The following is a 21,522-nucleotide window of genomic DNA, read 5'->3' on the forward strand; positions in this document are numbered from 1 at the left end:
TTCTGTCGAGCTAGGAGGCCATCCCCCATGTACGAACCGATCCGCACCAAGTCGGTCCACACGATGGCCGACGGCCCCACGGGCATTCCGCACCGGTCCCGGGAGGAGGAGCTGGACATCCAGCTCGCCGGCCATCTCGCCGCCCTCCTCGCGGTGACCGACGAACTGCGGGCGCTGGCCCCCTCCGCCGATCTGGAGCAGGCGGCCGAGCGGCTCGCCGCCCAGGTGTCCCGGCTGCGGGCCGGCCGGGCGCCGGCCCGCGCGTCGGTGCCTCCGGCCGCCGACGGGCCGGGACCAGAGGCGCTGCACCGGCGGGCGCACACCCTGGCGGGGCGGGCGCTGGTCGTGGCGGCCTCCCGGGCGGACACGGCCGCGGCGATCCTGGCCGCGGAGCGGATGGACGCGCACGCGGCGGCGCTGGAGCCGCGCGAGCTGGCGTCCCGCTAGGCCCTGCGGGGCGCTCCCTGAACGGCCCCGGTCCGCGTGCACCCGCAGCGACGCGCGGACCGGGTGCCATGGCACTGCGTTCGCTTTGGCGGTGCCGGGCTTGGCGTGGTTCCGGCGGCTTTCCGTTGTGGGTGGCTGGTCGCGCAGTTCCCCGCGCCCCTTTGAGGGGCGTTGTCCCGACGCGTGTTTGCGGGGCGGGCCGCGTGGGGGGTCGCGCAGTTTCCCGCGCCCCTTTCGGGGCGCGTGTTTGCGGGTGGGGCCGGGGCCCCGCACGTCGTTGTGCGGGGGGCCCGGCCCGGGCGGGGTGGTCGCCCGCTCCGGGGACATCGAGCTACGGGAGCGGGAAGGCACCCCTCTCGCGGCCGGCCTTCGTGACGACATCGCTGGTCAGGGCTAGTCGGACCGGCCGCGAAGCGGTACGGGGACCGGTCAGCCCAGGCGCTCCACCAGGGCGCGGTACTGGTCCCACAGCTCCTTCGGCGTGTGGTCGCCGAAGGTGTTCAGGTGCTCGGGGATCAGCGCGGCCTCCTCGCGCCAGACCTCCTTGTCCACCGAGAGCAGGAAGTCCAGGTCGGCCTCGGACAGGTCCAGCCCGTCGGTGTCCAAAGCGCCCTTGGCGGGCAGCACGCCGATCGGCGTCTCGACGCCCTCGGCCCGGCCCTCCAGGCGCTCCACGATCCACTTCAGCACCCGGCCGTTCTCGCCGAAGCCCGGCCACACGAACCGGCCCGTGTCGTCCTTGCGGAACCAGTTGACGTAGTAGATCTTCGGCAGCTTGGACTGGTCCTTGCCCTTGGCGACATCGACCCAGTGGCCCATGTAGTCGCCCATGTTGTAGCCGCAGAACGGCAGCATGGCGAACGGGTCGCGGCGCAGCTCACCGACCTTGCCCTCGGCGGCGGCGGTCTTCTCGGAGGCCACGTTGGCGCCGAGGAAGACGCCGTGGTTCCAGTCGAAGGACTCGGTGACCAGCGGTACGGCGGTGGCGCGCCGGCCACCGAACAGGATCGCCGAGATCGGCACGCCCTTGGGGTCCTCCCACTCGGGCGCGATGATCGGGCACTGCGCGGCGGGCACGGTGAACCGGGCGTTGGGGTGGGCGGCCGGGGTCCCCGACTCCGGGGTCCAGTCCTCGCCCCGCCAGTCCGTGAGGTGGGCCGGGGGCTCCTCGGTCATGCCCTCCCACCACACGTCGCCGTCGTCGGTGAGGGCCACGTTGGTGAAGACGGCGTTGCCCCACAGCGTCTTCATGGCGTTGGCGTTGGTGTGCTCACCCGTACCGGGCGCGACGCCGAAGAACCCGGCCTCGGGGTTGATGGCGTACAGGCGGCCGTCCTCGCCGAAGCGCATCCAGGCGATGTCGTCGCCGATGGTCTCCACCGTCCAGCCGGAGATGGTGGGTTCCAGCATGGCGAGGTTGGTCTTGCCGCAGGCGGAGGGGAAGGCGGCGGCGACGTACCTCGCCTCGCCCTGCGGCGGGGTGAGCTTGAGGATCAGCATGTGCTCGGCGAGCCAGCCCTCGTCGCGGGCCATGACGGAGGCGATCCGCAGGGCGTAGCACTTCTTGCCGAGCAGGGCGTTGCCGCCGTAGCCGGAGCCGTAGGACCAGATCTCGCGGTCCTCGGGGAAGTGCGAGATGTACTTGGTCCGGTTGCACGGCCAGGGCACGTCCTGCTGGCCCTCGGCCAGCGGGGCGCCCAGCGAGTGCACGGCCTTGACGAAGAAGCCGCTGTCGCCCAGCTCGTCCAGGACCGGCTGCCCCATCCGGGTCATCGTCCGCATCGAGACGGCCACGTACGCCGAGTCGGTGATCTCGACGCCGATCGCGGAGAGCGGCGAGCCCAGCGGGCCCATGCAGAACGGGACGACGTACATGGTCCGGCCCCGCATCGAGCCGCGGAACAGGCCGTTGTCACCGGTGAAGATCTCCCGCATCTCGGCGGGGTCCTTCCAGTGGTTGGTGGGGCCGGCGTCCTCCTCCCGCGCGGAGCAGATGAAGGTGCGGTCCTCCACGCGGGCGACGTCGGACGGGTCGGAGGCCGCGTAGTAGGAGTTGGGGCGCTTGATCGGGTCGAGCTTGCGGAAGGTGCCCTTGGCCACCAGCTCCGCGCACAGCCGCTCGTACTCGGCCTCGGAACCGTCGCACCAGACCACCTGGTCCGGCTGCGTCAGTTCGGCGATCTCGTTCACCCACGAGATCAGCTCCTGGTGCCGGGTGGGGACGGGGGAAGCCGCGATGTCGAGCGCCACGATTGCTCCTCACTGAGGGATGTGTTGGTGGAGGCCCCGTGGGGGCTGCGACCCGGATGCTTGCCGCACAGACGCCCTTGGCGCTCATCCGGTGCCGACCGCACTCATTTGATCATCCGACGCGCGCGCCCATCTGTCCAGAGGGCCGCACACCTGAGCGGCGTGAGGATCGCCACGTACCACCGGTGAAGCCGGAGATTCTTTGCGTATACCTGGCATTTCGCGGAAACTTCTTTTACTTGTCCCGGGCACCCGCCCCTCCGTGGGAGGATGACCGCCCGCGGCGCCTCCCGCGACCGGACTGATCCTTAACTTACGGTTCCGTAGGTACGATTCGGCTCATGACTGCGTCCGCCTTCGATGCGCACAAGGACTCGTCGGCCCCCGGCCGCGGCCCCGTCGCGCTCTCCCTGCCGCACCCGGTGAAGCCCAGGCTCCGCGGCTGGCTGCACCTCGGCATGTTCCCGGCCGTACTCATCGCAGGTCTGGTGCTCACCGCCCTCGCCGACTCGGCCAGGGGGCGCCTGGCCTGCGGCATCTTCGCCCTCACCGCCTGCCTGCTGTTCGGCGTCAGCGCCCTCTACCACCGGGGCGACTGGAGCCCGCGCATGGACGGCGTGCTGCGCCGCCTGGACCACGCCAACATCTTCCTGATCATCGCGGGCACCTACACCCCGCTGGCGATGCTGCTGCTGCCGGGCGCCAAGGGCGAGTGGCTGCTGTGGGGGATCTGGGCCGCCGCGGCGGCCGGGATACTCTTCCGCGTCTTCTGGGTCGGCGCCCCCCGCTGGCTCTACACGCCCTGTTACATCGCCATGGGCTGGGCGGCCGTCTTCTACCTGCCGGACTTCCTGCGCACCGGCGGCGCCACCGTGCTCACCCTGGTGATCATCGGCGGGGTGCTCTACAGCATCGGCGGCATCGTCTACGGCATCAAGCGCCCCAACCCCTCCCCGCGCTGGTTCGGCTTCCACGAGGTCTTCCACTCGTTCACGCTGGCCGCCTTCACCGCGCACTACGTCGGCATCTCCCTGGTCGCCTACCAGCACTCCTGACCGGCCGGTCCGGGGGCGCCCGTGGCATCCTGACCGGGTGAACGGTGCCGAGATCCACGTCGAGTTCGCCCCCGAACTGCATCTCTTCGTCCCCCAGGCCCGCCGGGCCGGCGCCACCCGGGCCGCCGTCGACGGGGTCTCCACGCTCGGCCACGTGGTGGAGTCCCTCGGCGTCCCGCTGACCGAGGTCGGCACCCTCACCGCCGACGGCCGCCCGGTGCCGCCCGCGCACATCCCGGCGGCCGGCGAGTCGGTGACCGTGGGCCCGGTGGAGCGGCCCCAGCGGGTGCCGGGCGCTCCCCTGCGGTTCCTGCTCGACGTGCACCTGGGCACCCTCGCCCGGCGGCTGCGGCTGCTCGGCGTGGACACGGCCTACGAGTCCACGGACATCGGCGACCCCGCGCTCGCCGCCCGCTCGGCCGCCGAACGCCGGGTGCTGCTCAGCCGCGACCGGGGCCTGCTGCGCCGCCGCGAGCTGTGGGCCGGCGCCTTCGTCTACAGCACCCGCCCCGACGACCAGCTCCGTGACGTCCTGGACCGGTTCGCCCCCGAGCTGCGCCCCTGGACCCGCTGCACGGCCTGCAACGGCCTGCTGCGCCCCGCCACCAAGGAGGAGGTCGCCGACCAGCTCCAGCACGGCACCCGGCGCACCTACGACGTCTTCGCCCAGTGCGCGCAGTGCGGCCGCGCCTACTGGCGGGGCGCGCACCACGAGCAACTGGAGGCGATCGTCAGCGAATACGCCCCCGGGGGCCGCGGGGAACTGCGCGACTAGCCTCCCCCTGGCGGGTCACCGGACCGCGGCCCGCAACCGCTCCACCTCGGTCGTCGGCGCCTCACAGACGAAGTGCCGGCACACGTACGCCGCCGCCTGGCCGCCCACCAGCGACCGCCCGGCGAGCAGCGGGAACTCGTCGCTCCCCTCCTCGCCGAAGGCCACCACCATCCCCGGCGCGGTCCCGAGCAGCGCCTCCCGGCGCAGCTCCCCGTCCCCCACCACGGCCACCTCCCGGGGCCCGTCGACGTACGCCTCCGCCACCGCCAGCCCCCAGCCGACGAACCTCGGCACCCGCGGCCCGAGCGCCTTCACCACGCCGAGGGCCCGCTCCGCGGCGGTGCGGTGGGCCTCGGAACCGGTGTGCGCGGCGTAGGACAGCAGCGCCCCGGCCGCCGCGGTCCACCCGGAGGGCACCGCGTTGTCGGTCGGGTCCTGGGGCCGCCGGATCAGGCGTTCGGCGTCGGCGGCGGTGTCGTAGAGCGAGCCCGTGGCGTCGGTGAACCGGGTCAGCACATGGTCGAGGAGCAGTCCCGCGAAGTCCAGCCAGACGCCCTCGCCGGTGACCGAGGCCAGCGCCAGGAAGCCCTCGGCGACATCGGCGTAGTCCTCCAGCACCCCCGCGTTGCCGCCCGCCCGGCCGTCCTTGCTGGTGCGGGTGAGCCGCCCCTGGTCGTCCAGGTGCAGCCGGACCAGCAGGTCGGCGGCGGCGACGGCGGCCTCGACCAGGTCGGGCCGGTCGAAGTAGGCGCCGGTCTCGGCCAGCGCGGCGATCGCCAGGCCGTTCCAGGCGGCGACGACCTTGTCGTCCCGGCCGGGGGCGGGGCGCCGGGCCCGCGCGGCCAGCAGCCGTTCCCGTACCGACAGCACCCGGTCGGCGTCGAACACGCCCTCCTGCTGCGGGAGCTGGAGCACCGAGGCACCGTGCTCGAAGGTGCCCTCCTCGGTCACCCCGAAGTACTGGGCGGCGAGGTCGGCGTCGCTGTCGCCGAGCACCTCCCGGAGCTGCTCCGGCGTCCACACGTAGTACGCGCCCTCCACGTGCCGGCCGGTGCCGTCGTCGCTGTCGGCGTCCAGCGCGGAGGCGAAGCCGCCCTCGGCGGTGCGCAGCTCGCGGACCAGGAAATCGGCGGTCTCCAGGGCGACCCGGCGGGCCGGTTCGGAGCCGGTGGAGCGCCACAGGTGCGCGTAGACCCGGCACAGCAGGGCGTTGTCGTAGAGCATCTTCTCGAAGTGCGGCACCACCCAGTCGCGGTCCACCGAGTAGCGGGCGAAGCCGCCGCCGAGCTGGTCGTAGATGCCGCCGCGGGCCATCCGCTCGCAGGTGTCGGCCGCCATCTGCAGCGCGCCCTCGGCGCCGGTGCGGGCGTGGTGGCGCAGCAGGAACTCGATCACCATGGACGGCGGGAACTTCGGCGCCCCGCCGAACCCGCCGCGCTGCGGGTCGTACTCCCGGGTCAGCCCGAGCAGCGCCTGCGCCAGCTCGGCCTCGCCGGGGGCCTGGGCGTCGCCGTAGGAGAGCTGCCGCCCGGCCAGGTCCTGGACGATCTTGCCGGCCACGTCGGTGACCTCCCCGCGCCGCTCGGTCCACGCCTGGTGGACGCCCTGGAGGACCTGCCGGAAGGACGGCATGCCGTGCCGGGGCTCGGGCGGGTAGTACGTACCGAAGTAGAACGGCTCGGCGTCCGGCGTGAGGAACACCGTCATCGGCCAGCCGCCGTGCCCGGTCGCCGCCTGCACCGCCTCCATGTAGACGGCGTCCACGTCGGGCCGCTCCTCGCGGTCCACCTTGACGCTGACGAAGTGGGCGTTGAGGTAGTCGGCGGTGGCGCGGTCCTCGAAGGACTCGTGCGCCATGACATGGCACCAGTGGCAACTGCTGTAGCCGACGCTGAGCAGCACCGGCACATCCCGGCGCCGGGCCTCGGCGAACGCCTCCTCCGACCAGGGCCACCAGTCGACGGGGTTCTCGGCGTGCTGGAGCAGGTAGGGGGAGGTCTCGTGGGCCAGTCGGTTCGCCATGGTGTCCATCCTGCCCCAGTACCCGCGCCGCGCCGGACGGCACACCGCCGGGCCTCTCCTCAGACCGTTCACGCGGCACCGCACTTGACGCGCGCTCCACCGGGGAAAGACCCGACAGACGGGGCCGGGAGTCACCGGGGACGGGCGAGACCACCGGAGGGGGACGGGACATGCGGGACAGTCATCGCGCGGCGGCCGAGCAACTGCTGGCGCGGGCCGTGGAGGAGGAGGTCCGGCGCTCGGGCGGGCGCACCGACGGCCGGGTGCTGCTGACCCGGGCGCGGGCCGCGCTCGACTCGATGGCCGCCGCGGCCGCCGAGGAGTACGAGGCGTACACCCGCGCTCTGGACGAGACGGCGGCCGGACAGCTCACCTTCCGCCAGCGCTACGCCCGGGAGGGCGGCGGCACCCCGCTGCTGGTGGCCGCCGTCGCGGCGCTCGCCGCGGTCGTCGCCGACCTGGCGCTGGGCACCGGCGCGGGCACCGCGGTCGGCGCGGGCGCGGCCGTCGGGGCGGCCGGGGCGGCGGCGACCGTGGTGAAGGTGGCCGGCTCGCACCTGCCCGCCGCCCACCACCGGGCCGGCGCGGCGAACCAGCCCGGCGGCCCCGAGCAACTGCGCCTGCAGTGGCTGACCGCCCTGGAGGTACGGGGCATCCGGCCGTTCCTCGACCAGCAGCGGGTGCTCGCCGCCGCCGCCCGGCCCAAGAAGGCGGCGCCCCGGCTGCGCGGCGCCGACAAGAGCGCGGCGGCCCGCGGCCGGTCCGTGCTCGGCCAGTCCTTCGGGCAACTGCCGGACCCGGCGGAGCCGTTCGCCGGGCGGCGGCAGGAGCTGGCGACGCTGCGCCAGTGGGTGCGGGCGGCCCGCGCGAGCACGGAGACCAGGCCGACGGTGGTGGTGCTGCACGGGGCGCCCGGCAGCGGCCGTACGGCACTGGCGGTGCGCGCCACCCACGAGCTGCGGGACCACTTCCGCGGCGCCTGCGTGGTCGATCTGCGCGGCGCCGGCGGCGAGGAGCCGCCGCTGTCCACCCGGGACGCGCTGCTGTACCTGCTCAACCGGCTGGGCGCACCCCGCGAGCAACTGCTGTTCCGGGAGCGGTCCTCGGCGGACCAGCAGGTCAGGCGGCTCAGCGAGCTGTACCACCAGCATCTGACGGGCGTCCCGGTCACGGTGGTCCTGGACGACGCCGGGGACCCGGAGCAGGTGCGCGCGCTGGTGCCCGAGCGGTCGGACAGCCTGGTCCTGGTCACCGCGCGGGAGCCGCTGGAGCTGCCCGCCGATCTGCCCGCCCGGGTGCACCACCTGGCGGTGGAGCCGCTCGACCAGCCGGGCGCCGAGGAACTGCTGTCGGCCGCCGCCGAGGACGCCTCCGGCCCGTACGACGCCGAGTCGGCCGACCGGGTCCGGCAGTTGTGCGGGGGGCTGCCGCTGGCGCTGCGCATCGCCGGTTCCTCGCTGGGCGCGCGCTCACCGCGCGCCCTGGCCGCCGACCTCGCGGCGTACGGGCCCGTCGACCCGGTCGAGCGGGCGCTGTGGCTGCGCTACACCGACCAGTCCGAGACCGCCCGGAAGCTGCTGCGCCGGCTCGCGCTGGCCGGCCGCACCTCGCTGGGCGCCGCCGCCGCTGCCGCGCTGCTCGCGACGGACGAGGCGGAGGCCACCCGGCATCTGGTGACGCTCTCCCGGGCCGGTCTGATCGACCACGTCCGCGGCAGCCGCTACAAGCTGCACGACACGGTCCGCGCCTTCGCGCGGGCCCGCCTGCTGGACGAGGAGCCGGCCACCGAGCGGGCCGCCGCGCAGGAACGCCTGATCGTCAACTACGGGGAGCTGGCCGACTCCGTGCTGCGCCTGGTCGACGGCAACATGTCGACCCGCTCCGACCGGTTCGGTCCGCACGGCTTCACCTCGCTGGACGAGGCGCTGCGCTGGCTCGACGACGAGTCCGGGTTCATCACGGCCACCCTGCGGCACGCCGAGGGCGTCGACCGGGGCGCGCTGCTGAACCTGCTGGGCGCGCTCTGCGACTACTGCCTGCTGCGCGGCGACCTCTACCGGCTGGGCGAGATCAGCGAGCTGGCCCAGGAGGTCGACGAGGGGCTGCTGATCCGCTCGGTGCAGTGGCGCACCGGCATCGCGGCCCGGCAGCTCGGCGAGCTGGACAAGGCCCGCACCACCCTGACCTCGGTCGTCGACCTCTATCTGGAGGCCCACCACGACACGGGCGCGGCCCGGGCGCTGACCTCGCTCGGCATCACCCTGCACCACCAGGGCAACCTCGGCGAGGCCGCCGCCCGGCTCCGCGAGGCCCTCGACCTCCAGGCCGGCCCCGAGCTGGCCACCGACCGGGCCTGGACGCTGCACGCGCTGGCCGGGGTGGAACGCGACCGCGGCCGCCTCGCCGAGGCCCTGGAACTGCTGGAGGAGTCGCTGGTCCTGCACCGGAGGGGCGAGTCCGTGCACGGCCAGGCATGGGCCCACTTCCAGCTCGGCCAGCTCCAACTGCGCATGGGCGACGTGCCCCGCGCCGAGACCGAGCTGCGCACCGCCCTCGACCTGTACGGCCGCACCCAGGACCGCCGCGGCGAGGCATGGGCGCTGACCCAGTCGGCCCGCGCCAGGCTGGTCGCCGGGGACGCCCCGGCCGCCGTGGAGGAACTGCGCGCGGCGGTCGCCCGGCACCGGGACAACGAGGACGCGCGCGGCGAGGCGTGGACGGTCTACTACCTCGGCCAGGCCCTGGAGGAGACCGGCGACCTGGACCGCGCGGTCCGCGAACTGGAACGCTCCCGGACGATGTTCTCCCGGATGCGGGACGTGTACGGGCTGGCCTGCGCCCGGCACCACTCGGCCCGCGTCACCCGCGACCAGCGCGCCGCGCAGACCGGTTCGCTGCGCAACTCCGGGTTCGCCCGGCAGCTCCTGGTCGACGCCCGCGCCGACTTCCACCGCATCGGCGTCGCCCACGGCGAGGCGTGGACCTGCCTGGAGCTGGCGGTGGTGGACGCGGGCAACGCCCGTACCGCGCAGGCGCTGGCCCTGTGCGACGAGGCCGTCGCCCTGTTCGCCTCGTACGGCGACCGGCGCGGCGAGGACTGGGCGCGCTTCCTGCGCTGCACCCTGCTGCCGTACGCCGCTCCCGGCGGCGTCGAGATCGGCACGGCGGTGGCCCAGGAGGAGCTGGCGCAGCTCGCCCGGGCCGGTCACCCGGCGCGCGACGAGAAGCTGGACGACTTCGTTGAGGCGTACCAGCTCCTGCTGGAACGCGGCGTCCAGCTCGACTCCGGCTGGCAGGCGTGGCACCTCGGCATGACCCCGAGCCGCCACGCCCGCGAGGTGATGGGGGTGGAGGTGGGCGCGCGGCAGGGCTGAGGAGCGGGGCGGTCGGGAGAAACGGCAGGCTGAGGGGCAGGGCGGTCGGGAGCAGGTACCACCAAAGGGTGAATCGGGTCGATTTCCTGCAACCACGGGACTCCCGCGCGGGTCATGCAGCCGCATCACCCGTTCGCACCCTCGGGGGCCTCAGATGAACCAGCAGTACCCGCAGCAGCCGCCGCAGCCGCAGCCGCCGAAGAAGAACAGCACCGGGAAGATCGTCGGCCTGGGCTGCCTCGGCGTCGTCGCCCTGTTCGTGCTCATCGGCATCGTCGGGGCCGTGGCAGGCGGCGGCGACGGCGACGGCACGGACGGCAAGAACGACACGGCGGCGTCCGCCGGCGCCGCTCCGGGCGGCAAGGAGAAGCAGAAGGAGGAAGAGGAAGGGGAGGCGAAGCCGAAGACGGAGGCTCCGGACGAGGGACCGGTGAAGATCACCGCGAAGACGACGCCGTTCGCCAAGACCGTCCTCGCCGACGGCACCGGCTACACCAGCGTCCGCGTCACGATCACCAACAGCGGTGACGACACGATCGACGTCAACCCGCTGTACTTCACCATCACCGACACCGGCGGCACCAAGCACACCGCCGAGCTGGGCGTCGACGAGAACCAGATCGACACCGTGCACCTCGCCCCCGGCGAGAACACCACCGGCAGCGTCACCGGCAAGGGCACCTTCACCCCGGAGTACGTCACCTACACCGACGGACTCCTCGGGGACCCGCTCCGCGTCGACGTGTCCTGACCGCGACACGGGCCCCGTCTCAGGGGACCCGCGCCGCCGCCGCGAGCACCGGCCGGGACGGCAGGAGAGGCGGCCCGGTCAGGCCGGGCCGGTCACCGGGTCCGGCCCTGCCGGTCCTCCCGGCCCCCGCCGCCGGCCGGGGCGCCCGGGTCGGCGCCGGTCACGGCGCCCGCCTCGGGTTCCTCGGCCTCCTTGAAGTCGACCTTCGACATGTGCCGGTTCATCGACTTCATCAGGCCCCACACGGCCACGGCCAGCACCGCGAAGACGATGAAACCGAGGACGCCGGGGGTGACCTTGTCCTCATCGACCTCGGCGAGGGTGACGAGGTGCGTCATGGCCAGGCTTGCGCTCGCGCTTACGCTCATGTCAGGCATTGTCCCGGATGCCCGCGAAGAGGTCGTCCTCGGGGAGGGAGGTGTCCACGAGGGACTTCGCCAGCTCGTACTCCTCGGTCGGCCAGACCTCCTTCTGGAGGTCCATCGGCACCCGGAACCAGCCGCCGTCGGGGTCGATCTGCGTGGCGTGCGCGATCAGCGCCTTGTCGCGGATCTCGAAGAAGTCGGCGCACGGCACGTGCGTGGTGAGTGTGCGCTCGGTGCGCTCGAACTCGTCCCAGCGCTTGAGCCAGTCCCCGTACGGCGACTCCAGGCCGCGGTCCAGCATCGCCTTGTGCAGCGCCTCGGTGCGGGGCCGGTTGAAGCCCTGGTTGTAGTACAGCTTCAGCGGCTGGTACGCCGGGCCGTACTCGGCCTCCGGGAACTTCTCGGTGTCCGCCGCGCCCTCGAACGCCACCATCGTGATCTTGTGGGTCATGATGTGGTCGGGGTGCGGGTAGCCGCCGTTCTCGTCGTAGGTGGTGATCACCTGCGGGCGGAACGAGCGGATCTTCTTCACCAGCTCACCGGCCGCCTTGTCCACGTCCTCCAGGGCGAAGCAGCCCTCGGGCAGCGGCGGCAGCGGGTCGCCCTCGGGCAGACCGGAGTCGACGAACCCGAGCCACTCCTGCTTGATCCCCAGGATCTCGCGGGCCTCGTCCATCTCCTTCTTGCGGACCTCGTGGATGTGCTCCTCGATATAGGCGTCGCCCTGGAGCTTGGGGTTGAGGATGGAGCCGCGCTCCCCGCCCGTGCACGTCACCACAAGCACGTCCACCCCCTCGGACACGTACTTCGCCATGGTGGCCGCGCCCTTGCTCGACTCGTCGTCGGGGTGGGCGTGGACGGCCATCAGTCGCAACTGGTCAGTCAAGACTCAATCCTCGAATAAGTCGGCGCCCCGGTGTCTGGCGGGGCGTTCGGCGGCTTCTATAGTGACCGAATCGGGGGGCGAAAAATTCCGGAGCCCTCCCTCGGGGCCCCTTTCGGGACGTTCGTCCCGTCTCCTGCCGAGAGGACGATCATGAGCACGGTCACCACACGACCGCCCGGGAGCCGCTACGGCCGCTCCTCGGACGAACGGGCCGACCGCACCCTCAAGATCGTCGGTGCCGTCCTCGGTGTCGCCCTGCTCGCGCTGATCGGCTGGTTCGGCTACCACTACGTCGGCCAGAACAAGATCAGCGGCGAGGTGATCAGCTTCGACACCGGTCAGGAGTCGGTGCGGGTCCATCTGGAGGTCCGCAAGGACGCCGGCGCCAGCGGCTACTGCACCGTGCGCTCCCAGGCCGAGGACGGCAGCGAGGTCGGCCGGGCCGACTTCCGCTTCACCGGCGACGGCACCCGGATCGACAAGGTCGTCACCCTGCGCACCAAGGCACCGGGCACCACGGCCGAACTGCTCGGCTGCCACGCGGACTGACGCGCCGCCCCCTGGCGCCCCGCCGACCGGCGCCCCGCCGATCCATCGTCGCTGACCTGCGCGGATGTGATGTCGGTGGCTTATGTCCTCCCCCTTCGGCCGCGTAATTGTTAGGCTCGTGGTTTCGCCCTTCCGTGAAGGAACATGCTTCTGGGTAGGGCGATGCTTTGTATTCCCAGTACCGACGAGGAGCACCTGTGACCCAGACCAGCGAGAACGTCACCTGGCTGACCCAGGAGGCGTACAACAAGCTCAAGGAGGAGCTTGACTACCTTACTGGTCCTGCGCGCACGGAGATCTCTGCCAAGATCGCCGCGGCGCGCGAGGAGGGGGACCTGCGGGAGAACGGCGGGTACCACGCGGCCAAGGAGGAGCAGGGCAAGCAGGAACTCCGGGTCCGCCAGCTCACCCAGCTCCTGGAGACCGCCAAGGTGGGCGAGCCCCCGGCGGCCGACGGTGCCGTGGCCCCCGGCATGGTCGTCACGATCGCCTTCGACGGTGACGAGGACGACACGCTGACCTTCCTGCTCGCTTCCCGCGAGTACGCCAGCTCCGACATCGAGACCTACTCGCCGCAGTCCCCGCTGGGGACCGGTGTCATCGGCCACAAGGTCGGTGAGGACGCGGAGTACGAGCTGCCGAACGGCAAGAAGGCCCGGGTCAAGATCCTCAAGGCCGAGCCCTACAACGGCTGACGGGTCCGCGGGCGGCCGGCCGACCGGCCGGCCGCCTCCGGCCCCCTGACGAAGCCCCCGGCGCCCCGTGCCGCCGGGGGCTTCGTCATGCGGTCGCCGAGCGGTACTTGCGCACCGCGAGCGTCCTGAATATCAGCAGGATCAGCACCGACCAGATCAGCGAGGCCCACACGGGGTGCTGCATGGGCCAGGCGTCGGACGCCTCGAAGCCCGGTGGCAGGTTCCCGAACAGCTCGCGGCACGCCTGCACGGTCGCGCTGAACGGGTTCCACTCCGCGATGTGCCGAAGGAAGGCCGGCATCTGGTTGGCATCCACGAAGGCGTTGGAGATGAACGTCAGCGGGAACAGCCAGATCAGACCGCCCGAGGTCGCCGCCTCCGGAGTGCGCACCGACAGGCCGATCAGCGCGCCGATCCACGAGAACGCGTACCCCAGGAGCAGCAGCAGGCCGAATCCGGCGAGCACCTTGCCGAGATTCTCGTGGGTGCGCCAGCCGACGAGGACGGCGACGATCGCGAGCACCAGCAGGGTCAGCGCCGTCTGCACCAGGTCGGCGAGGGTGCGTCCGGTCAGGACCGCGCCGCGCGCCATGGGCAGGGAGCGGAACCGGTCGATGAGGCCCTTGTGCATGTCGTCGGCGATGCCCGCCCCCGCGCCGGCCGTGGCGAAGGTGACCGTCTGGGCGAAGATGCCGGCCATCAGGAACTCGCGGTACGCCTGGGTGGAGCTGGAGGAACCGACCTGGATCGAGCCGCCGAACACATAGGTGAACAGCACCACGAACATGATGGGCTGGATCAGCCCGAAGATCAGCATCTCGGGGATGCGGGCCATCCGGATCAGGTTCCGGTGGGCGATGACCAGGGAGTCGGTGGTGGCGCTCACTTGGTCGTCTCCTTCCCGGTCGTGTCGGTGGTCTCGGGGCCGGTCTGTGTCCCGGTGCCGGTGCCGGTGCCGGTGTTTGCGTCGGTGCCGGTGTTGGCGTCGGTCCCGGTGCCGGTCTCAGTGCCGGTGTCGGTTCCGGTTCCGGATCCGGTTTCCGTGGCGGTCTCGGCCAGGTGGCCGGTGAGGGAGATGAAGACGTCGTCGAGGGTGGGGCGGCGCAGGCCGATGTCGTCGATCTCTATGCCGCGGGTGTCGAGCTCGCGGATCACCTCGGCGAGCAGCTTGGCGCCGCCGGTCACGGGGACGGTGAGCTTGCGCATGTGCTCCTCGACCGTGGTCTCGCCCTTGCCGAAGCCGCGCAGCACCTCCGCGGCGGTGGCCAGGTGCTCCCGGTCATGGACCACGACCTCGACGCGCTCGCCGCCGGTGCGGGCCTTGAGCTGGTCGGAGGTGCCCTGGGCGATGACCCGGCCGTGGTCCACGACCGCGATGTCGTGCGCGAGGTGGTCGGCCTCTTCCAGGTACTGCGTGGTGAGCAGAAGGGTGGTGCCGCCGGAGACCAGGTCCTTGATGACCTCCCACAACTGCTGGCGGTTGCGCGGGTCCAGGCCGGTGGTCGGCTCGTCCATGAACATCACGGGCGGCGAGACGACCAGCGCCGCGGCGAGGTCGAGCCGGCGGCGCATGCCGCCGGAGTACGTCTTGGCGGGGCGGTCGGCGGCGTCGGTGAGATGGAACTGCTCCAGTAACTCGGCCGCCCGCCGCTTCGCCGCGCCGGCCCGCATCTGGTAGAGCCGGCCGACCATCTGGAGGTTCTCCCGGCCGGTCAGGTACTCGTCGACCGCCGCGAACTGGCCGGACAGGCCGATGGAGCGGCGGACGGCGTCCGGCTCCTTGACCACGTCCAGGCCCGCGACGACCGCCTTGCCGCGGTCGGGGCGCAGCAGGGTGGTCAGACAGCGGACGGCGGTGGTCTTCCCCGCGCCGTTCGGCCCGAGCAGACCGAGGACCGTGCCCTCGGGGACATCGAGGTCGACGCCGTCCAGAGCCCTTACGTCGCCGAAGGTCTTCACCAGACCTTCGGCGTAGATGGCGCCTGGCATATGAATCTCCACGTCTTCGGGGATTTCTTGGAAAAGCCTAGGTTCGCGGTGTCCGTCCCGCTCGCTCCGTAGGACGGGCCCGCCGTGCGGTGACGCTCGACACACCATAACGCGATGTATCGCGTGTCACAACGAACTTCCTCGAACGAGTGACGCCGTAGCCCCTGACCCGCGGCGCGGCACCGCCGGTCCGCGCCCGGGAGCGCCTAGCGCATGACCGTGTAGCCCGCGTCCCGCAGGGCCCGGCCGACCTCGACGCAGTGCTCGGGGCCCTTCGTCTCCAGGTGCAGCTCGACCTCCGCCTCCGTGAGCCCGAGCCGTGGGTCGGTCCGCACGTGGCTCACATCCAGCACGTTAGCGTCGACCACTGACAACACTCCGAGGAGCGTGGCGAGGGCGCCCGGCCGGTCCGTGAGCCGCAGCCGTACGGCCAGGTAGCGGCCCTGCGCGGCCATGCCGTGCCGCAGCACGCCCTGCATCAGCACCGGGTCCACGTTGCCCCCGGACAGCACCGCCACCACCGGCCCCGCGAAGGCGCCGGGCTCGGCCAGCAGCGCCGCGACGGGGCTGGCCCCGGCCGGTTCCACCACCAGCTTGGCCCGCTCCAGGCAGAGCAGCAGCGCCGCGGACAACTGGTCCTCGCTGACCGTGCGGACCTCGTCGACCAGGGCGCCGACGATCCCGAACGGCACATCGCCGGGCCGCCCCACCCGGATGCCGTCGGCCATCGTCGCGGGCCGCTCCACCGAGACGGGCCGCCCGGCCGCCAGCGACGGCGGGTAGGCCGCGGCGCCCTCCGCCTGCACGCCCACGACCCGCACGTCCGGCCGCAGCGCCTTCACCGCGACCGCGATCCCGGCCGCCAGCCCCCCGCCGCCGACGCCCACCACGATCGTGCGGACCTCGGGGCACTGCTCCAGGATCTCCAGGCCGACGGTGCCCTGCCCCGCGATCACGTCCGCGTGGTCGAAGGGGTGGATGAACACCGCGCCGGTCCGCCGCGCGTACTCCTGCGCGGCGGCCAGCGTCTCGTCCACGACCTGTCCGTGCAGACGCACCTCGGCGCCGTACTCCCGGGTCGCGCTGATCTTGGGCAGCGGGGCGCCCTGCGGCATGAACACCGTCGCCCGCACGCCGAGCAGCGACGACGCCAGCGCCACGCCCTGGGCGTGGTTGCCCGCGCTGGCGGCGACCACGCCGGCGGCCCGCTCCTCCGGCAGCAGCCCGGCGATCCGCACATAGGCGCCGCGCAGCTTGAACGAGCCCGTCCGCTGGAGGTTCTCGCACTTGAGGTGCACCGGGGCGCCGACCAGAGCGGACAGGTGCCTGCTCCCCTCCATGGCGGTCACCCGCGCCACGCCCGAGAGCATCTTCTGGGCCCCCCGCACGTCGTCGAGGGTGACGGACCGCAAGGAGTCAGCCGTGCTGTAGCTCATGACACCAGCATCGCAGTTCACGGCGGGCGGCGGCCGTGGCGACCAACGTACGGGATCGGCTTTGCGCAGCGCCGGTACGCCCCGCCCCCGGGCCGCGTACCCTGTCCCCCAACCAGCAGCCCTCCACGAAGTGAGCCTCCGGCCATGCCCACAACACCTGAAATGTCGATGGACATGACGACCGCCGGTGAACCCGGTCTCCTCGACACGCTCCAGCACGAGGTGGCGGTGTTCGCCCGCCGTGCCGAACAGACCCGGCTCGGCGGCGTCGGGCAGGTGCGCAACTCCATGGACCGCGCCGCGTATCTGCTGCTCAACCGCCTCGACAAGGAGGGCCCGATGGGCGTCAAGGCCCTCGCCGCGAGCATGGGCATCGACTCCTCGACGGTCACCCGGCAGGTCGCCCCGCTCGTTGACACCGGACTGGTCAAGCGGACTTCGCACCCCGAGGACGGGCGGGCCGTCGTACTGCAACTGTCCCCGCGCGGGGTGGCGCGCCTGGAGGAGGTGCGCTCCTCCCGGCGTCAGTTGATGGCCGAGCTGACCCACGACTGGGCGCCGGAGGAGCGCGAGGTGTTCTGCGCGCTCCTCACGCGCTTCAACGGCGCCCTGTCCGCCCGTATGGCCCCGCAGGGGGCCGGCCCGGACGGGTCGTCCGCCTCCTGAGCCCCCGCTCCCCCGCCGTCTTCCCCGCGCACGCACGCGTGCGTACTGATGTTCTCCCGGCCCTTGACCCGTGACGGCCCCTGGCCTCATATGAGAACGGGCGGGATCGCCTTCACGCGGGAGGCGCGGTGCGCGGACGGCAGGCGTCGCGGGAGGCCCGCCGGGCCCGGGAGTTCGAGGCGTTCGTCGCGGGCGCGGCAGGGCGGCTGCTGCATGCCGCCACCCTGCTCACGGCCGAGGCGCGGAACGACAACCCGCGCGCGCGGCGGCTGCTCACGCTCTCCCTCGCCCACACCTACGCCGGATGGGACCGGCTGCGCGGCGAGGACCCGTACGACCGTGCCCGCCGGTACCTGGCCACCCGTTTCGCCCGCGAGGTCTGGCAGCGCCGGGGCGGCTTCGGACGCCCCCGGCACCGGCCCGCCGGTCCGCTGGCCGCGCTCGCCCCGCAGGAGCGCCTGATCGTGGTCCTGCGGCTGTACGAGGGGGTCGCCGAGGAGCAGGCGGCGGCGCTGCTGGGGCTGACCCCGGAGCGGGTCAGGGCGGTCTGCGACCGCGCCGTCGCACTCCTTCTCCACCCGCCGCCGGCCCCGGTAGCGGCGCCCACGCGCGCGTGGGGCGCGGTGTCGGAAAGCTGACCGGACCGGGGCGGGGCGGGGAGGCGGATGTGAACCGGACACAGCGGGAGGCGGCGGCGCGGCGGCTCATGGAGCAGTCGCCGCCGCGGGTGCCGCCCGGCCTGTGCGCGGAGGCGGTCCGGCGCGGCGACCGCGCGCTGCGGCGCCGGGCCGTGGCCCGCCGCGCGCTGTGGCTGCTGCTGCTCGCGGCGGCCGTGGCGTTCACCGTATGGGCGCTGACGGTCCAGCCGTGGGCGGAGCCGCCCGCGGAGACGACCCCGCCCCTGACCGGCTGGTGAACACCCACCCGTGCCGATCGGTCTCCGGCCCGGTCGGCCGGTCCGGCGCGGCCGACTCGGCCGGCGCCGACCCCGCACCGGACCGGACCGGAGCGGTCCGGTCCGGTCCGCCACGGCGCCGACCGACTAGCCCAGTGCCTGGCGGAGGTCCTCCAGCAGGTCCTCGATGTTCTCGATGCCGACCGACAGGCGTACCAGGTCGGCCGGGACCTCCAGGGCCGAACCGGCCGCGGAGGCGTGCGTCATCCGGCCGGGGTGCTCGATCAGCGACTCGACGCCGCCCAGCGACTCACCGAGCGTGAACACCTTCGCCCGGTTGCAGACCTCGACGGCGGCCTCCTCGCCGCCCTCGACCCGGAAGGAGACCATCCCGCCGAACGCCTTCATCTGCTTGGCGGCCGTCTCGTGCCCGGGGTGGTCCGGCAGCCCGGGGTACAGGACGCTCGTCACGCGCGGGTGCCGGGTGAGCATGTCGGCGACCTTGGTGGCGTTCTCGCTGTGCCGGTCCATGCGCACCGCGAGGGTCTTGGTGCCGCGCAGCACCAGCCAGGAGTCGAACGGCCCGGCGACCGCGCCCATCGCGTTCTGGTGGAACGCCAGTTCCTCGCCGAGGGCGGTGTCGCTGACGATCAGCGCGCCGCCGACGACGTCCGAGTGCCCGCCCATGTACTTGGTCAGCGAGTGCACGACGACGTCCGCGCCGAGGGCCAGCGGCTGCTGGAGGTACGGCGTGGCGAAGGTGTTGTCCACGACGAGCCGGGCGCCGGCCTCGTGGGCGACCTGGGCGACGGCGGCGATGTCGGTGATGCCGAGCAGCGGGTTGGAGGGGGTCTCCACCCAGACGGCCTTGGTCTTCGGGGTGAGCGCGGCCCGTACGGCGGCGGGGTCGGCGCTGTCGGCCACCGACCACTCGACGCCCCAGCGGGCGGCGACCTTGGCGAAGAGGCGGAACGTGCCGCCGTAGGCGTCGTTGGGGATGACCACGTGGTCGCCGGGGCTGAGCAGCGTGCGCAACAGGCAGTCCTCGGCCGCCAGTCCGGACGCGAAGGCGAGGCCGCGGCGCCCGCCCTCCAGCGCGGCGAGGTTCTCCTCCAGCGCGGTACGGGTCGGGTTGGCGCTGCGGCTGTACTCGTAGCCGCCGCGCAGGCCGCCGACGCCGTCCTGCTTGTAGGTCGACACCTGGTAGATGGGCGGGACCACCGCGCCCGTCTGCGGGTCGGCGGTGTTGCCCGCGTGGATCGCGAGCGTCTCGAAGTGCTGACTGATGTGCCTGTCGCTCATGGGCCCCGAGCGTAGTGCGCCGGGGCCGGTTCCCGCCGGGCCCCGGGCTCCGGCGGGGTTTTCCACAGGTGCCGGGCGCAGGTTGGCCAATTGTCGGCGCGGTCTGGTTCGCTTGAGGCATGGAAATTCTCTGGGTCCTGATGGCACTGGTCATGCTGGGCTTCGTGCTGCTCCCCGTCCTCCGGCGCAGGCGCGGCGTGATCGAGCAGGTGCCGCCCGGGCATCCGGACGCCGCGGACCCCGCGAACTACGGCTTCGCGCCCACCGAGGAGCTGGACGTCCGGATGCCCGGCCCCGACCAGGACCTGCTGGACGTCCTGGACCTGGTGCAGCGCACCCAGGACTACCGCGCGGCCCAGCAGCTCCTGGCCGGCACCGAGGCGGCGGGCGAGCTGCGCTGGCAGCGGGTGCAGGCGTTCGCGGGCGCCGCGTCGCTGGAGCTCCAGCAGCGGCCGGGCGGGGTCGGCCAGACGCCGGGCGGCCAGTGGCTGCGGGTGTGGCGGGCCGAGGCGCCCAAGGACGCGGGGGGCGCGGCGGTGCACGCCGAGTTCCTGGTGCAGCAGGCGTGGCGGACGGCGACGCCCGGCACGGACGAGTTCCGGATCATCATGGAGGAGGCGAGGTCGGCGTGCGGCGACGCGGCGCTGCTCGCCCCCGGGGACCCGGTGCCGTACATCGTGGAGCTGTCGGTGGCCCGGGGGCTGGGCTACCAGCGGCCGGAGTTCGAGCAGCTCTGGCTGAAGATCCTGGACCGCGCCCCGGCGCACATGGGGGCGCACCTGGCGGCGCTGCACTACTGGTGCGAGAAGTGGCACGGCTCGCGGGAGCTGGCGTACTCGTTCGCGGAGGCCGCGGCGGCCCGCGCGCCGAAGGGGTCGCTGCTGGCCGCGATGCCGCTGTTCGCGGTCTTCGAGCACCTCCCCGAGGTCAATCTGGTCAGCAGCTTCTACCAGAGCGAGGTGGTGACCAAGGCGATCCACGGCGCGCTGCACGCGGTGCACTCCGCCCGCCCCGACGACCCGATGCTGGCGCACGTCCGTCATCTGCTGGTCTTCTTCCTGGTCCGCGCGGAGCGCTGGACGGAGGCGATGAACCAGCTCATACACATCGACGGCCACGTCGGCGCGCTGCCCTGGACCCTCTCCCCCGACCCGGCGGCGGAGTTCGCGGTCTACCGCGCCCTGGCGGTGGCGGGTTACGAGGCGAACGGCGGCAGCCCGGCGTCCCTGCCGCACTGACCGGAGGGTGGAATTCCCGCCGCCCCCCATACGTTGACCAGGGCGTCCCCCCGGATTGGAGAGCGCATGTTCCTGCACAGCCGTACGCCTCAGATGCCGACCCCGGAGCAGGCGCTGCGCGGCCGGCCGGAGCCGGCGTACACCGTCCCCGAGCGCCACACCGTCCTCGGCACCCCGCTGCTCGGCCCGTACCCGGAGGGCCTGGAGGTCGCCGACTTCGGGCTGGGCTGCTTCTGGGGCGCCGAGCGCAAGTTCTGGCAGCTTCCCGCGGGCGTCTTCACCACCCTGGTCGGCTACCAGGGCGGCTACACCGAGCACCCCACCTACGAGGAGGTCTGCTCGGGCCTGACCGGTCACACCGAGGCCGTCCGGGTGGTCTACGACCCGAAGGTGATCTCCTACGACCGGCTGCTGAAGACCTTCTGGGAGTCCCACGACCCGACCCAGGGCTTCCGCCAGGGCAATGACGTCGGCACCCAGTACCGCTCGGCGATCTACACCCACACCCCCGGGCAGGCCGCCGCCGCCCACGCCTCCCGCGAGGCGTACCAGCGGGTCCTGACCGCGTCCGGCCACGGCTCGATCACCACGGAGATCCTGCCCGCCGAGGACCGCCCGTTCTACCCGGCCGAGGCGTACCACCAGCAGTACCTCGACAAGAACCCGGCGGGCTACTGCGGCATAGGCGGCACCGGCGTCTCCTGCCCGATCGGCGTCGCCCCGGCACCGGAGACGGTAGGCGAGTAGTCCAGCGCGCCGGGCCGCGGCCCCGCCGGCCCGGCGGCCCCCTGGGGCCGGCTCGGCGGCCCGGTGGCCCCGCCCTGGTA

The 21,522-nt window shown here is 73.0% G+C and carries 20 protein-coding genes; 12 read left to right on the forward strand and 8 right to left on the reverse strand.

Annotation, left to right across the window (positions count from 1 at the left end; all coding sequences use genetic code 11):
- The first annotated feature begins 27 nt into the window (after positions 1–27).
- The gene (locus tag IE316_RS20465; protein ID WP_190205882.1) at positions 28–447 is read left to right on the forward strand and encodes an SCO4983 family protein; all 420 of its coding nucleotides are present in this window, start codon (positions 28–30) and stop codon (positions 445–447) included.
- A gap of 429 nt (positions 448–876) precedes the next feature.
- Here IE316_RS20465 and IE316_RS20470 read toward each other — a convergent pair whose 3' ends face one another.
- Positions 877–2,697, reverse strand: a complete 1,821-nt coding sequence (locus tag IE316_RS20470) for a phosphoenolpyruvate carboxykinase (GTP) (RefSeq protein ID WP_190205883.1) — start codon at positions 2,695–2,697, stop codon at positions 877–879.
- A gap of 341 nt (positions 2,698–3,038) precedes the next feature.
- Between IE316_RS20470 and trhA the strand changes: the two genes are divergently transcribed.
- Both trhA and IE316_RS20480 read left to right on the forward strand, forming a co-directional pair.
- Positions 3,039–3,752: a PAQR family membrane homeostasis protein TrhA gene (gene trhA / locus IE316_RS20475; protein WP_190205884.1), complete on the forward strand. Its 714-nt coding sequence runs from the start codon at positions 3,039–3,041 to the stop codon at positions 3,750–3,752.
- Positions 3,753–3,789: 37 nt separating this feature from the next.
- Positions 3,790–4,527 (forward strand): Mut7-C RNAse domain-containing protein, encoded by a 738-nt coding sequence (locus tag IE316_RS20480; RefSeq protein WP_190205885.1) that lies wholly within the window; start codon positions 3,790–3,792, stop codon positions 4,525–4,527.
- Between the two features lie 15 nt (positions 4,528–4,542).
- Here IE316_RS20480 and IE316_RS20485 read toward each other — a convergent pair whose 3' ends face one another.
- Positions 4,543–6,549 carry a thioredoxin domain-containing protein gene (locus IE316_RS20485; protein WP_190205886.1) on the reverse strand — a complete coding sequence of 669 codons (2,007 nt, stop codon included), beginning with the start codon at positions 6,547–6,549 and terminating at the stop codon, positions 4,543–4,545.
- 170 nt (positions 6,550–6,719) lie between these two features.
- On the opposite strand from IE316_RS20485, the gene IE316_RS20490 reads away from it, so the two are divergent.
- Complete coding sequence (locus tag IE316_RS20490; protein WP_190205887.1) at positions 6,720–9,923, forward strand: tetratricopeptide repeat protein; 3,204 nt, start codon at positions 6,720–6,722, stop codon at positions 9,921–9,923.
- Between the two features lie 154 nt (positions 9,924–10,077).
- Positions 10,078–10,674, forward strand: a complete 597-nt coding sequence (locus IE316_RS20495; RefSeq protein ID WP_190205888.1) for a DUF4352 domain-containing protein — start codon at positions 10,078–10,080, stop codon at positions 10,672–10,674.
- A 92-nt stretch (positions 10,675–10,766) separates the two neighbouring features.
- On the opposite strand, the gene IE316_RS20500 is transcribed toward IE316_RS20495, so the two are convergent.
- Both IE316_RS20500 and mca read right to left on the reverse strand, forming a co-directional pair.
- Positions 10,767–11,012 carry a hypothetical protein gene (locus IE316_RS20500; protein ID WP_434094225.1) on the reverse strand — a complete coding sequence of 82 codons (246 nt, stop codon included), beginning with the start codon at positions 11,010–11,012 and terminating at the stop codon, positions 10,767–10,769.
- Between the two features lie 31 nt (positions 11,013–11,043).
- Positions 11,044–11,925 (reverse strand): mycothiol conjugate amidase Mca, encoded by an 882-nt coding sequence (gene mca / locus IE316_RS20505; RefSeq protein ID WP_190205890.1) that lies wholly within the window; start codon positions 11,923–11,925, stop codon positions 11,044–11,046.
- A 150-nt stretch (positions 11,926–12,075) separates the two neighbouring features.
- Here mca and IE316_RS20510 point away from each other — a divergent pair, with 150 nt between their 5' ends.
- Positions 12,076–12,474: a DUF4307 domain-containing protein gene (locus IE316_RS20510; protein WP_190205891.1), complete on the forward strand. Its 399-nt coding sequence runs from the start codon at positions 12,076–12,078 to the stop codon at positions 12,472–12,474.
- A 197-nt stretch (positions 12,475–12,671) separates the two neighbouring features.
- Positions 12,672–13,169: a transcription elongation factor GreA gene (gene greA / locus IE316_RS20515; protein ID WP_190205892.1), complete on the forward strand. Its 498-nt coding sequence runs from the start codon at positions 12,672–12,674 to the stop codon at positions 13,167–13,169.
- Between the two features lie 85 nt (positions 13,170–13,254).
- Here the strand turns inward: greA and IE316_RS20520 are convergent, their stop codons facing one another.
- The 3 genes from IE316_RS20520 to ilvA all read right to left on the reverse strand — a co-directional run bounded on the left by IE316_RS20520 (position 13,255) and on the right by ilvA (position 16,594).
- A complete protein-coding gene (locus IE316_RS20520) occupies positions 13,255–14,055 on the reverse strand; it encodes an ABC transporter permease (RefSeq protein ID WP_190205893.1) in 801 nt (266 codons plus the stop codon).
- Positions 14,052–15,158 (reverse strand): ATP-binding cassette domain-containing protein, encoded by a 1,107-nt coding sequence (locus IE316_RS20525; protein ID WP_229910489.1) that lies wholly within the window; start codon positions 15,156–15,158, stop codon positions 14,052–14,054. The genes IE316_RS20520 and IE316_RS20525 overlap by 4 nt, the downstream gene beginning before the upstream one ends.
- A 206-nt stretch (positions 15,159–15,364) precedes the next feature.
- Positions 15,365–16,594, reverse strand: coding sequence for a threonine ammonia-lyase (gene ilvA / locus IE316_RS20530; RefSeq protein ID WP_190205894.1), 1,230 nt, complete (start codon positions 16,592–16,594; stop codon positions 15,365–15,367).
- Positions 16,595–16,762: 168 nt separating this feature from the next.
- On the opposite strand from ilvA, the gene IE316_RS20535 reads away from it, so the two are divergent.
- The 3 genes from IE316_RS20535 to IE316_RS35600 all read left to right on the forward strand — a co-directional run bounded on the left by IE316_RS20535 (position 16,763) and on the right by IE316_RS35600 (position 18,176).
- Positions 16,763–17,260, forward strand: coding sequence for a MarR family winged helix-turn-helix transcriptional regulator (locus IE316_RS20535; RefSeq protein ID WP_190206167.1), 498 nt, complete (start codon positions 16,763–16,765; stop codon positions 17,258–17,260).
- A 128-nt stretch (positions 17,261–17,388) separates the two neighbouring features.
- On the forward strand, positions 17,389–17,898 hold the full coding sequence (locus tag IE316_RS35595; RefSeq protein WP_229910491.1) for a sigma factor-like helix-turn-helix DNA-binding protein: 510 nt from the start codon (positions 17,389–17,391) through the stop codon (positions 17,896–17,898).
- Between the two features lie 29 nt (positions 17,899–17,927).
- Entirely contained in the window at positions 17,928–18,176 is a 249-nt protein-coding gene (locus tag IE316_RS35600) for a hypothetical protein (protein WP_229910492.1), read from the forward strand.
- 126 nt (positions 18,177–18,302) lie between these two features.
- Here IE316_RS35600 and IE316_RS20545 read toward each other — a convergent pair whose 3' ends face one another.
- Complete coding sequence (locus IE316_RS20545; RefSeq protein WP_190205895.1) at positions 18,303–19,457, reverse strand: cystathionine gamma-synthase; 1,155 nt, start codon at positions 19,455–19,457, stop codon at positions 18,303–18,305.
- Positions 19,458–19,576: 119 nt separating this feature from the next.
- On the opposite strand from IE316_RS20545, the gene IE316_RS20550 reads away from it, so the two are divergent.
- The gene (locus IE316_RS20550; protein WP_190205896.1) at positions 19,577–20,695 is read left to right on the forward strand and encodes a hypothetical protein; all 1,119 of its coding nucleotides are present in this window, start codon (positions 19,577–19,579) and stop codon (positions 20,693–20,695) included.
- A 66-nt stretch (positions 20,696–20,761) separates the two neighbouring features.
- Positions 20,762–21,442, forward strand: a complete 681-nt coding sequence (gene msrA / locus IE316_RS20555; RefSeq protein WP_190205897.1) for a peptide-methionine (S)-S-oxide reductase MsrA — start codon at positions 20,762–20,764, stop codon at positions 21,440–21,442.
- Positions 21,443–21,522: the final 80 nt, after the last annotated feature.

Origin of the sequence: Streptomyces fumanus, from assembly GCF_014655295.1 — a bacterium.
Taxonomy (GTDB): domain Bacteria; phylum Actinomycetota; class Actinomycetes; order Streptomycetales; family Streptomycetaceae; genus Streptomyces; species Streptomyces fumanus.

Coding starts and splice junctions, on each gene's coding strand:
- IE316_RS20465 (WP_190205882.1), top strand. CDS start 28: ATGTACGAACCGATCCGCACCAAGTCGGTCCACACGATGGCCGACGGC.
- trhA (WP_190205884.1), top strand. CDS start 3,039: ATGACTGCGTCCGCCTTCGATGCGCACAAGGACTCGTCGGCCCCCGGC.
- IE316_RS20485 (WP_190205886.1), bottom strand. CDS start 6,549: ATGGCGAACCGACTGGCCCACGAGACCTCCCCCTACCTGCTCCAGCAC.
- IE316_RS20490 (WP_190205887.1), top strand. CDS start 6,720: ATGCGGGACAGTCATCGCGCGGCGGCCGAGCAACTGCTGGCGCGGGCC.
- IE316_RS20495 (WP_190205888.1), top strand. CDS start 10,078: ATGAACCAGCAGTACCCGCAGCAGCCGCCGCAGCCGCAGCCGCCGAAG.
- IE316_RS20500 (WP_434094225.1), bottom strand. CDS start 11,012: ATGACGCACCTCGTCACCCTCGCCGAGGTCGATGAGGACAAGGTCACC.
- IE316_RS20510 (WP_190205891.1), top strand. CDS start 12,076: ATGAGCACGGTCACCACACGACCGCCCGGGAGCCGCTACGGCCGCTCC.
- IE316_RS20525 (WP_229910489.1), bottom strand. CDS start 15,158: ATGCCAGGCGCCATCTACGCCGAAGGTCTGGTGAAGACCTTCGGCGAC.
- ilvA (WP_190205894.1), bottom strand. CDS start 16,594: ATGAGCTACAGCACGGCTGACTCCTTGCGGTCCGTCACCCTCGACGAC.
- IE316_RS20535 (WP_190206167.1), top strand. CDS start 16,763: ATGGACATGACGACCGCCGGTGAACCCGGTCTCCTCGACACGCTCCAG.
- IE316_RS20545 (WP_190205895.1), bottom strand. CDS start 19,457: ATGAGCGACAGGCACATCAGTCAGCACTTCGAGACGCTCGCGATCCAC.
- IE316_RS20550 (WP_190205896.1), top strand. CDS start 19,577: ATGGAAATTCTCTGGGTCCTGATGGCACTGGTCATGCTGGGCTTCGTG.
- msrA (WP_190205897.1), top strand. CDS start 20,762: ATGTTCCTGCACAGCCGTACGCCTCAGATGCCGACCCCGGAGCAGGCG.